At 62.2% G+C, this 8,719-nt stretch carries 12 protein-coding genes and 1 tRNA gene; 5 read left to right on the forward strand and 8 right to left on the reverse strand.

The genetic code is table 11. The features are described from left to right. The 3 genes from exbB to EN893_RS09550 form a co-directional block, all read left to right on the forward strand. Nucleotides 1-677: tonB-system energizer ExbB (exbB, locus tag EN893_RS09540; protein WP_128361512.1), on the forward strand; the 677-nt coding region annotated here is incomplete at its 5' end. A 4-nt stretch (nt 678-681) separates the two neighbouring features. Continuing rightward, a complete protein-coding gene (gene exbD / locus EN893_RS09545; protein ID WP_127268059.1) occupies nt 682-1,149 on the forward strand; it encodes a TonB system transport protein ExbD in 468 nt (155 codons plus the stop codon). Beyond that, a complete protein-coding gene (locus tag EN893_RS09550) occupies nt 1,146-2,105 on the forward strand; it encodes an energy transducer TonB (protein ID WP_127268060.1) in 960 nt (319 codons plus the stop codon). Before exbD ends, EN893_RS09550 begins: the two co-directional genes overlap by 4 nt. A 150-nt stretch (nt 2,106-2,255) precedes the next feature. Here EN893_RS09550 and EN893_RS09555 read toward each other — a convergent pair whose 3' ends face one another. From EN893_RS09555 to EN893_RS09585, 6 genes are all read right to left on the reverse strand, one after another. After that, on the reverse strand, nt 2,256-2,576 hold the full coding sequence (locus EN893_RS09555; RefSeq protein ID WP_164748714.1) for a hypothetical protein: 321 nt from the start codon (nt 2,574-2,576) through the stop codon (nt 2,256-2,258). Between the two features lie 109 nt (nt 2,577-2,685). Next, nucleotides 2,686-2,946: a hypothetical protein gene (locus EN893_RS09560; protein WP_127268062.1), complete on the reverse strand. Its 261-nt coding sequence runs from the start codon at nt 2,944-2,946 to the stop codon at nt 2,686-2,688. Between the two features lie 4 nt (nt 2,947-2,950). After that, nucleotides 2,951-3,205, reverse strand: a complete 255-nt coding sequence (locus EN893_RS09565; RefSeq protein WP_127268063.1) for a hypothetical protein — start codon at nt 3,203-3,205, stop codon at nt 2,951-2,953. A gap of 68 nt (nt 3,206-3,273) precedes the next feature. Beyond that, nucleotides 3,274-4,236 (reverse strand): SagB/ThcOx family dehydrogenase, encoded by a 963-nt coding sequence (locus EN893_RS09570; protein WP_236382936.1) that lies wholly within the window; start codon nt 4,234-4,236, stop codon nt 3,274-3,276. 530 nt (nt 4,237-4,766) lie between these two features. Further along, nucleotides 4,767-5,516 carry a helix-turn-helix transcriptional regulator gene (locus EN893_RS09580; protein ID WP_127268065.1) on the reverse strand — a complete coding sequence of 250 codons (750 nt, stop codon included), beginning with the start codon at nt 5,514-5,516 and terminating at the stop codon, nt 4,767-4,769. A gap of 346 nt (nt 5,517-5,862) precedes the next feature. Continuing rightward, nucleotides 5,863-5,938: transfer RNA gene (locus tag EN893_RS09585), tRNA-Ala, on the reverse strand. A 256-nt stretch (nt 5,939-6,194) separates the two neighbouring features. Between EN893_RS09585 and EN893_RS09590 the strand changes: the two genes are divergently transcribed. Both EN893_RS09590 and EN893_RS09595 read left to right on the forward strand, forming a co-directional pair. Further along, nucleotides 6,195-6,485 carry a YggT family protein gene (locus EN893_RS09590; protein WP_023811703.1) on the forward strand — a complete coding sequence of 97 codons (291 nt, stop codon included), beginning with the start codon at nt 6,195-6,197 and terminating at the stop codon, nt 6,483-6,485. A 13-nt stretch (nt 6,486-6,498) separates the two neighbouring features. Continuing rightward, nucleotides 6,499-6,816, forward strand: coding sequence for a DUF167 family protein (locus EN893_RS09595; RefSeq protein ID WP_127268066.1), 318 nt, complete (start codon nt 6,499-6,501; stop codon nt 6,814-6,816). Nucleotides 6,817-6,835: 19 nt separating this feature from the next. On the opposite strand, the gene EN893_RS09600 is transcribed toward EN893_RS09595, so the two are convergent. Continuing rightward, on the reverse strand, nt 6,836-7,717 hold the full coding sequence (locus EN893_RS09600; RefSeq protein WP_127268067.1) for a MurR/RpiR family transcriptional regulator: 882 nt from the start codon (nt 7,715-7,717) through the stop codon (nt 6,836-6,838). Next, the coding region (ugpC, locus tag EN893_RS09605; RefSeq protein ID WP_128361513.1) for a sn-glycerol-3-phosphate ABC transporter ATP-binding protein UgpC at nt 7,714-8,719 on the reverse strand (1,006 nt) is incomplete at its 5' end. The genes EN893_RS09600 and ugpC, both read right to left, overlap by 4 nt.

Genomic DNA, 8,719 nt, shown 5'->3' on the forward strand with positions numbered 1-8,719 from the left:
TGTTCATGGCGGCCGACATTGTCGTCAAGGCGGTGATGATCGGGCTGGCCTTTGCCTCCCTCGTCACCTGGACGATATGGCTGGCCAAGTCGCTGGAGCTTTTCGGCGGCAAGCTGCGCATCCGTCGCGCCGTGCGGGCGATCGGCGAGGCCGCCACGCTGAAGCAGGCCAGCCGCACCCTCGACCGCAGCGGCGGGCCCGGCGCGCTGCTGGTGCGGGCGGCCGAGGAGGAGACCGCACTCTCGGCCGGCGCGCTCGATCATGTCTCGGGCGATGGCCTCAAGGAACGGGTCACGTCGCGCCTGTCGCGCATCGAGGCGGCGGCGGCGCGGCGCATGTCGCGCGGCACCGGCGTGCTGGCGACGATCGGGTCGACCGCGCCCTTCGTCGGCCTGTTCGGTACGGTCTGGGGCATCATGAACGCCTTCATCGGCATCTCGCAGGCGCAGACCACCAATCTCGCAGTGGTCGCGCCGGGCATCGCCGAGGCGCTGCTGGCCACCGCGATGGGCCTGGTCGCGGCGATACCGGCCGTCGTCATCTACAACGTCTTTGCCCGCTCGATAGCCGGCTATCGGCAGATCCTCGCCGATGCCTCGGCCGGGGTCGAACGGCTGGTCAGCCGCGACCTGGACTTCCGCACCGTCGCGCCGGCAACGCCACTGGCGGCGGAGTAGCGCCATGGGAAGCAGAATCCGACAGACCATGGATGACGATCTCGAGGAAAGCCACGAGATCAACGTCACCCCGTTCATCGATGTCATCCTGGTGCTGTTGATCATCTTCATGGTCGCGGCGCCGCTGGCCACGGTGGATGTCAATGTCGACCTGCCTGGTTCGACGGCAACGCCCGCGCCGAGGCCCGAGACACCGCTGTTCCTGACGCTGAAGAACGATCTGACGCTGGCGATCGGCAATGACAGCGTGCCGCGCCCGGCTTTCGCCACGACGCTGGACGCCAAGACCAAGGGCGACAAGCAGACGCGCATCTTCCTGCGCGCCGACAAGGCGGTCGCCTATGGCGACCTGATGGAGGCGATGAATCTATTGCGCGGTGCCGGCTATCTGAAGATCGCGCTGGTGGGCCTGGAGACGGCTCCCGCGTCCAATGCCCCGGCGCCCGCAGCCACTGGTGCGGCGGCGCCATGACGCAAGCGGTCGCCGTGCCCTCGGTCCAGCTGTCGCGCTTCGGTTGGCGCGACCTTGGCTTGTGGGCCGGTGCTGCCGCGCTGGTCCTTGGAGCCCATGTCGCGGTCGCCTATGCAGTGCAGAACCTCACAATGGTCACCGAAGCGGATGGCGGTCCACCCCCCGCGCAGATGATCGAGATGGCACCGATGGTGGTGATGCCGGCCGTGGAAGAGCAGGTCGCCGCGCTGGACGCGGTGACGCCAGATCAGACCGAACCGACACCGACGACCGAGCCGACACCTGAAGAACCGGTCGAAAAGGCCGAGCCGGTTGTCGAGCCGCCGGAAGCGGTCGCGCCAGACGAGACCGAACCCACCCAGACCGAATCTACCCAGGCCGAAACGGCTGAACAGGTCGATCAGCCGCCGCCGGATGAGGTCATCCCGGATGTGGTCGAGGCTGTCACGCCAGACGTCGTCATTCCCTTGCCGCAGCCGAAACCGGTCGAAATTGTCAAAGACAAGAAACCGGTCGAGGCCAAGGCGAAGAAGCCTGTCGAGAAGCCCAAGCCGCGGCTTAAGAAGGAGAAGGCGGCTCCGTCGAAGACGGCAGCCGTCGCCAGCGCCGACGCACGGCCCGCGGCCAGGACCGCCGCGCCGAAGGCGGCGGAATCGACGTCTCGCTCCGGCGACTCCAGCAAATGGGACTCCCGTCTGGGTGCTTGGATCAAGCGGCACACACGCTATCCCAGTTCTGCCAAGGCCCGACGCGTGGAGGGCAGGCCATATGTCGCCTTCACGGTCGACTCGTCCGGCCGGGTCCTGTCTGCCAGGCTCTCTCGTTCCTCGGGGGATGCGGATCTGGACCGTGCGGCGCTCGCCGTGCTGCAAGGCGCCACGGTGCCGAAACCGCCACCGGAACTCGGCTCGCGTCTGAGCCGTACAGCGCCGTTCGTGTTCAGCCTGCGCAACTAGAGCAGTTCACCGTTTCACGGAAACGGCTAACTGCTCTAATTCTTTGGTTTGACGCAATTCCCAAGGGAAAACGCTCTGCGTTTTCCCGGGAAAACCATTTCACACTTTTCCTGGAATTGCTCTAGGACCGAATTTGTTCGGGCCGGCCTGTCAATAGGCCAGTGACAGGCTCAGGGCCTCGACCTGTTCGAGATAGAAACGGCATTTCGTGCGCAAGGGCCCGAGGCCCGGGTCATCGGCGCCGTTGATCTCGATGGTCTGCATCATGAAGTCGAAATGGGCGTGGAAAGCGTCCACTGTACCCCAGAGACTGTCGGCCTGGCAGCTGTCGGCAATCGCCATCGAGACGAGTTGGCGGGCCTCGACCCGCGCGGCGTCAGGCGATGGCGGCCGCCTGGCGATCAAGACGTCGAGCCGGCTGAAAACGCCTTCCCTGGCATCGACGCTTCTGATGTTGGCTATCATGTTCATGTGCAGGTCCCCCTTGGCATTCCAGACGCGCAATAGGTTCCGGTCTGAAATTGAAAAACTGGTGATCAGAGCATTTTCAGCGGCGCCAATGAACGCGTCGCGTTTGGCATCAAGTTTGAGCGACCGGATGCCGGTCCTGCGGGCAGGATGCAATCAGGGCCGGGATTGCGGTTGCATCGGAGGGGTGGCCCCTGATGATGTTGGCGACCTCGGCATCGGCCTGCTCGAACCAGTAGACCATGTCGGCGCGGCGCAGGTCCGTCACGGCCTTCTTCAGCAACGGCAGCAGGCTTTGCAACGCGCACAGCGTCTCCCAGCGGTTTGGCCGGGAGGTCGAGCCGGCCACCGCGCATGCGGCTGACGACTGCATGTCGCTACGCTCTCCGTGGCTGGGCGGCCCGAGTGTCCTTTGCCTGCGCCTTGGGGTGCAGCGGGTTGCCGCTGAGCTGCGCATGCCTGGCCGGCCGTGCGCCGCGAAGAACGTCGAAGGCCTCTGCATAGGCCATGCCCAGCAGATAGGAGATCATCGGAAAACGGCTTGCTTCGGCCATCTGCACGAGCTCATTGGTCATCGACGAAATATATTGAAGGCTATCGATTTCCGACTGGCGTAAGGATTGATTTGGCACGTGCTGCTCCTGTCTCTGGTTATACCCTAGGGAACGCGTTACTGGCTGTGATGCACATAGTTGGTCGGCTAATTGATGGACTGGCCCGCCGTGGACGGATCTCTTTCCGGCGTCGAGAGGGTCAAGGCATAGATCGGTGCGTCGGTGAAACTGTCGAGACCAAGCAGCCGCTTGATGGCGGAATGGCTGAGCGCGGCTGTCGGACATGCCGACAGGCCATGATTGGTCGCTGCCAGCATGATGTTCTGGCCGATATGGCCGGCCTCGATCAGCACGACACGATAGGCGTTGGCGTCCTCATATTTCCACATCGTGCGATCTAGCTTGGCGCAAAGCAGGACAAGGCACGGCATGGCGTCGGCCCACTCCTGTCCGCCGACCAGTTCGGAGATTTTCGGCAGATGGTTTGCGGAAATCCTGCCAAGGTCGTGATCCGCGGCGGAATAGTGATAGACACCGGGTTCGAGGCCATCGACGCCGAGCGCGACCACATAGGCCTCATAGGGATTTCGCGCGCCGCCTGAAGGGGTCATGCCGAGCGGCAGGGTGCCAACGCAATTGGCGGTCTCGCCGATGATGCCGAGCCCTGCGAACAGGCAATCGGAAAGCTGTTTGGCCGTGATGGTGGGCTGAGCCGCCGTGCGGTTGGTGCGGCGCCGCGCCATCAAGCTGAGAAGTTCATTGTCTTCCAGTGCATTCGGCAGCTGGATGGCGCCTGCGGAATTCTTGAGCATGAGGTTCGGCTGCGGCGTATGGCCGGCGCGTTCTATCTGCCGCTCTTCCGCTTGCTCGATGGTCATGTATTCGCTGTCCTGGACACAGAAATGCATCAGCGCCGTCGGAAGCCCCCAACTCCATTGTCCTGAAAACTGTTCCTCCTGCTCGGCGAGAGGCGATCCGGCTGTGACCAGCGCGGAGAAATCGAGCAACTGGGGAACGACAGCCTTCAACTCGGACTTCGACCATCCATGGGCGCGGGCAATGTCCGCCGTCGATGCCCATTTGTCCCACGAAGCGAGAAGGCCGACCATCTCAGGACTGCATTCAAACACGCTCCTGGTCAGGAAGTTGCATGCCGTGACCTTGTTCGGTCCGGGGTAGAAAACAAGCGTTTTCGAAGAGCGCATTTTCATGAAGCTGATTGCCATCTGTGGAGCCGAGGCGCCGACAAGCAAGACGCTCGTCGGCGCAGAACGGCTTCAGCGCTTGTTGTAGTGCATGCCCTGCGAAAAGAAGACGGTCTGCGTGCCGGCGGCAATCGTCAGCTTCGGAGCATTGGTCACTTTCTTGGCCATTTTCATCCCTTTCCTGACCCCAATTTGGGATCCGTTGAAAGACCCCCGGAACGGGATCCGCGTGAAGAAAGGTAAGGTCGGAAGAGTTAATGGTTTGTTAAAATTATAGTAAAACCACGATCCTAAGACGGACCCGTGGATTATCTTTCCTGGCATTAAAGTGTAAAATATCGATTTTATTCAGATACAGAGTAGACAATCGTTGGCATACGCTTAATTGGCGTACGCTTATTCTTATTTGGCGTAAGACACGGCGATCCGAGGGGTTAGCCCAACCCGTCCCGGGTGAGGCTGACAACCAGTTGATCGACGCCCGGATCGTCGAGATTGATGACATGCGCCATGCTGATGGCATCCCTTGGGTGGATGTTGGCAATGTCGCGCCGCATGATGACGGACACGAATGCCGGGCCGGCCTCCGTCAGAAGCATGGCCTTGCCCATCAGCACCGGTTCGGAGATGGGAGCCCATTGCACGGAGATCAGCGACGGCTCCCCGGTCTGGCGGCGATTGATGCCGCTGAAATAGATCCAGTTCAGCCGCGAGATCGCCACGCCATAGTGATTGCCGCGCGCTCGTGCCCAGGTCGATCCCCGGCGCTCCGACCATCCGGTGACCCTTCGGAAGGTGACCAGTTCGGCTTCGCGCCTCACGAAGGTCACCGAGCGCATCAGGAGGTCGAGGCGGCCCGGGATCGAGAAATAGGTGAAATAGGTGCCGCCCGCGATCGAAGGACTGGGAGGGCGGATCATCTGGTTGAACAGGCTCTCGGAAACCGGCGGCAGGCCACGCATCGCCGGCTCGGGTGCGCCGGGATCCTGGTACAGTTCGGCTTCGTCGATCCGAAAGTAATCGCATATCAGCTTGGCGGTAGCTTTGTTGGGAACGGTCTGCCCTTGCAGATAGCGTTCGAATTGCGTGCGATTGATGCGCAGCTCACGGCATACCGCACTTACGGAGGCATGGTCCTTGCACAGCCGTCTAAGGTTTGCAGCGAGATTGTCGCGAATTGACACGTCTTTGCTTCCGCAGGCGGATTTTTCATTTCGACTCGAAATCGATCTAGCGTCTCCGGTCGCCCCCGCCGAAACGCCCTGGTCACAACGCACAGAAAAAACTGATTTGGTAACGTCAATTTAGTGGGGTGGTTTCCAAAAAAAACGGAAACAATCAGCGAGCTCTTCCGCCATAAGTCCAATTGACAAAAGTTTTGCCGGATATTGCGAAATAGGCGATGTAGCGCGGCCTTTTAAGGTGCTGGCACAGCAAATGCCAACCGCGGGGGCAAGCCGGGACGAGCGTCGCGGACTGCATGTGGCGCAAAGATGGGCATCTGGCGCGCAGCGTGGAGAATTATTCCGCTGGTGGAGCTGAGGAGGATCGAACTCCTGACCTCGTCATTGCGAACGACGCGCTCTCCCAGCTGAGCTACAGCCCCGTCCAGCGGATGGGCGCATTTATCGGGCGCCGCGGTTTCCTGTCAAGGCGGAGGTTTGCCGAAATCCAGTGCCGTCAAGCGTCGATCTGGCGCCGGCGGAAAGCGGCCCTTGCCGGTTTTGTGTATTCGCGCCTTCGTTGGGGTGTCGGCGACATGCCCTACAGTCCGACCGGGCCGGTATTGGCGCTCCACAGAAAGGCGGCCCTTGCCGGTTTCGCGTGCAATGGCTACATGTCGGCAACAATTGGAGACCGGCATGCTCGCCCTCATTCAAACAATCGTCATGGCGCTTGACCTCTACTGGTGGATCATCATCGCCTCGGCGATCTTTTCCTGGCTCTACGCCTTCAACGTCGTCAATTCGAAGAACCAGTTCGTCGGCAGCATCGGCAACATGCTCTACCGGCTGACCGAGCCGGCGTTGCGGCCTATCCGCCGCTTCATGCCGGACCTTGGCGGCATCGACATCTCGCCGATCATCCTGCTTCTGATCCTGTTCTTCCTGCGGCAGTTTCTGCTCACCACGGTGGCGCCTCTGATCCTGTGAGCAGGATGACCTTATGAGCACGCCGTTTCGCCTGCGCGAAAACGGCGCCGAGCTGTTTGTCCGGCTGACGCCAAAGGCTGCGCTGGACAGGCTCGAAGGCTTCGAGGCCACGGCGGACGGGCGAAGCCATCTGAAAGCGCGCGTCCGCGCCGTGCCGGAAAACGGCGCCGCCAACCATGCGCTCGAAAAGCTGCTGGCCAAGGCTCTGGGCGTGCCCGGGTCCGCTGTCTCGGTTGTCGCCGGCGGCACCGCGCGGCTGAAGACCGTGCGCATTGAAGGCGATCCGGCGAAATTGGCGAAAAGCATCGAGGCGCTCGGCCATCAATCCTGATGTCCTTGGCCGTAGGGGTTCAATCGCCCAATGGCAAACGCGGATCGTCGACTTTCAACGTGTTAACGCTCTGCTTGATGCGGCGCAGATTCTCCAAAACCCTCGGTCCGCGCGTCTCGGCGACCGAGGTGACGATCATGTCGACGATCGACAGCAGCGCATAGCGAGACGATGTCGGCTTGTAGATATTGCCGTCCTCGAGCGACTGGAAATGGATGACCGTGTCGGCGACCTTGGCGAGTGCGGAGTCCGGCGGGGTGATGGCGATCGTGGTGGCGCCATATTGCTGGGCGACCTGCACCGCATCGATGACCGATCGCGCATAGCCGGAGACGGAGAAGGCGATCAGCGTGGTGTCGGGGGTGGCAACGGCGGCGTACATGCGTTGCAACTGTCCGTCGATCTGCGCCAGCACCGACACGCCAAGCCTGAACAGCCGGTTCTGCATTTCGGTCGCCATCATGGACGAAATGCCACCGGAGCCGATGCACAGCACATTACCGGAAACAGCGATGCGTGCGGCGACGGCGACCAGCGTCGTCATGTCGAGGTTTTCGCTGGCGCGCTGGATGGCCGATATCGCCGCTTCGGTGATGGCGGAAGCGATGCGCTGTTCGCGGGCATCGCGGCTCAACGGCTCCGGCGACAGATACTGGCCGCCGATGGCGATGGCTTGCGCCAGATAGAATTTGAAGTCGCGCAGGCCCTCGCAGCCGAGGTTGCGGCAGAACCGCGTCACCGTCGGCTCGCTGACACCGACGCGCAAGGCAATTTCCGAAATCGCCGCTTTGGAAACGAAATCGAGGTCTGCCAGCACGAAGCCGGCCAGCTTGCGATCCGACTTCGTTCCGTCCTGCGACATCAGCTGCAGCCGCGTGATGATGTCGGCCGGCGTCTTCATAGAGGCAGGCCCGTTGCCTTGTCGAACAGATGGATGTTGCCGGGGTCGACCGAGACCGGCAGCAGGTCTCCCGGCCTGACCGGCACCCTGTCGCGGAACACGGCGCGTACCGTATCAGCACCGATAGCGCCATAGACATGTGTTTCGGAGCCGGTGGGCTCGACGACATCCACTCTGATCGCCATCGCGTCGACAGCCTCGCCGACGATAAAATGCTCGGGCCGGATGCCAGCCTCCACCGCGCTGTCCGCCGGCACCTGTTTGCCGGCAAGCGCAAGCCGCCCGCCACCGGCCGATTCGAACCAGGTTTTCTCAAGCGTCGTCTTGAGCGAACCGGACACAAAGCTCATCGACGGCGAGCCGAGGAAGGAGGCGACGAACTTGTTGGCAGGCCTGTCATAGAGTTCCAGCGGCGCCCCGACCTGCTGGATTCTGCCGCGGTCCATCACGACGATGCGGTCGGCCATCGTCATGGCCTCGATCTGGTCGTGGGTGACGTAGACGATCGTCGATTTCAGCCGCTGGTGCAGCGCCTTGATCTCGACGCGCATCTGCACGCGCAATTGCGCGTCGAGGTTGGACAGCGGCTCGTCGAACAGGAACACAGACGGCTCGCGCACGATGGCGCGGCCCATGGCGACGCGCTGGCGCTGGCCGCCCGACAGCTGGCGGGGATAGCGGTCGAGATAGGAGAAGAGATTGAGGACGCCGGACGCCTTCTTGACCTTCTCATCGATCACCGTGCGCGTCTCGCCGCGGATCTTCGGGCCAAAGCCGATATTGTCAGCTGCCTTCAGATGCGGAAACAGCGCATAGGACTGGAACACCATGGCGATGTTGCGCTGCTGTGGCGGCAGCGCGTTGGCGCGCACGCCGCCGATCAACAGGTCGCCGGAGGTGATCGTCTCCAGGCCGGCCAGCATGCGCAGCAAGGTCGACTTGCCGCAGCCGGACGGGCCGACGAGGACGACGAACTCGCCGCTCTTGATATCGAGGCTGATG

Origin of the sequence: Mesorhizobium sp. M7A.F.Ca.CA.004.04.2.1 (assembly GCF_004022825.1) — a bacterium.
GTDB lineage: Bacteria > Pseudomonadota > Alphaproteobacteria > Rhizobiales > Rhizobiaceae > Mesorhizobium.

Coding starts and splice junctions, on each gene's coding strand:
- exbD (WP_127268059.1), top strand. CDS start 682: ATGGGAAGCAGAATCCGACAGACCATGGATGACGATCTCGAGGAAAGC.
- EN893_RS09555 (WP_164748714.1), bottom strand. CDS start 2,576: ATGAACATGATAGCCAACATCAGAAGCGTCGATGCCAGGGAAGGCGTT.
- EN893_RS09590 (WP_023811703.1), top strand. CDS start 6,195: ATGCTCGCCCTCATTCAAACAATCGTCATGGCGCTTGACCTCTACTGG.
- EN893_RS09550 (WP_127268060.1), top strand. CDS start 1,146: ATGACGCAAGCGGTCGCCGTGCCCTCGGTCCAGCTGTCGCGCTTCGGT.
- EN893_RS09600 (WP_127268067.1), bottom strand. CDS start 7,717: ATGAAGACGCCGGCCGACATCATCACGCGGCTGCAGCTGATGTCGCAG.
- EN893_RS09570 (WP_236382936.1), bottom strand. CDS start 4,236: ATGGTCGGCCTTCTCGCTTCGTGGGACAAATGGGCATCGACGGCGGAC.
- EN893_RS09595 (WP_127268066.1), top strand. CDS start 6,499: ATGAGCACGCCGTTTCGCCTGCGCGAAAACGGCGCCGAGCTGTTTGTC.
- EN893_RS09560 (WP_127268062.1), bottom strand. CDS start 2,946: ATGCAGTCGTCAGCCGCATGCGCGGTGGCCGGCTCGACCTCCCGGCCA.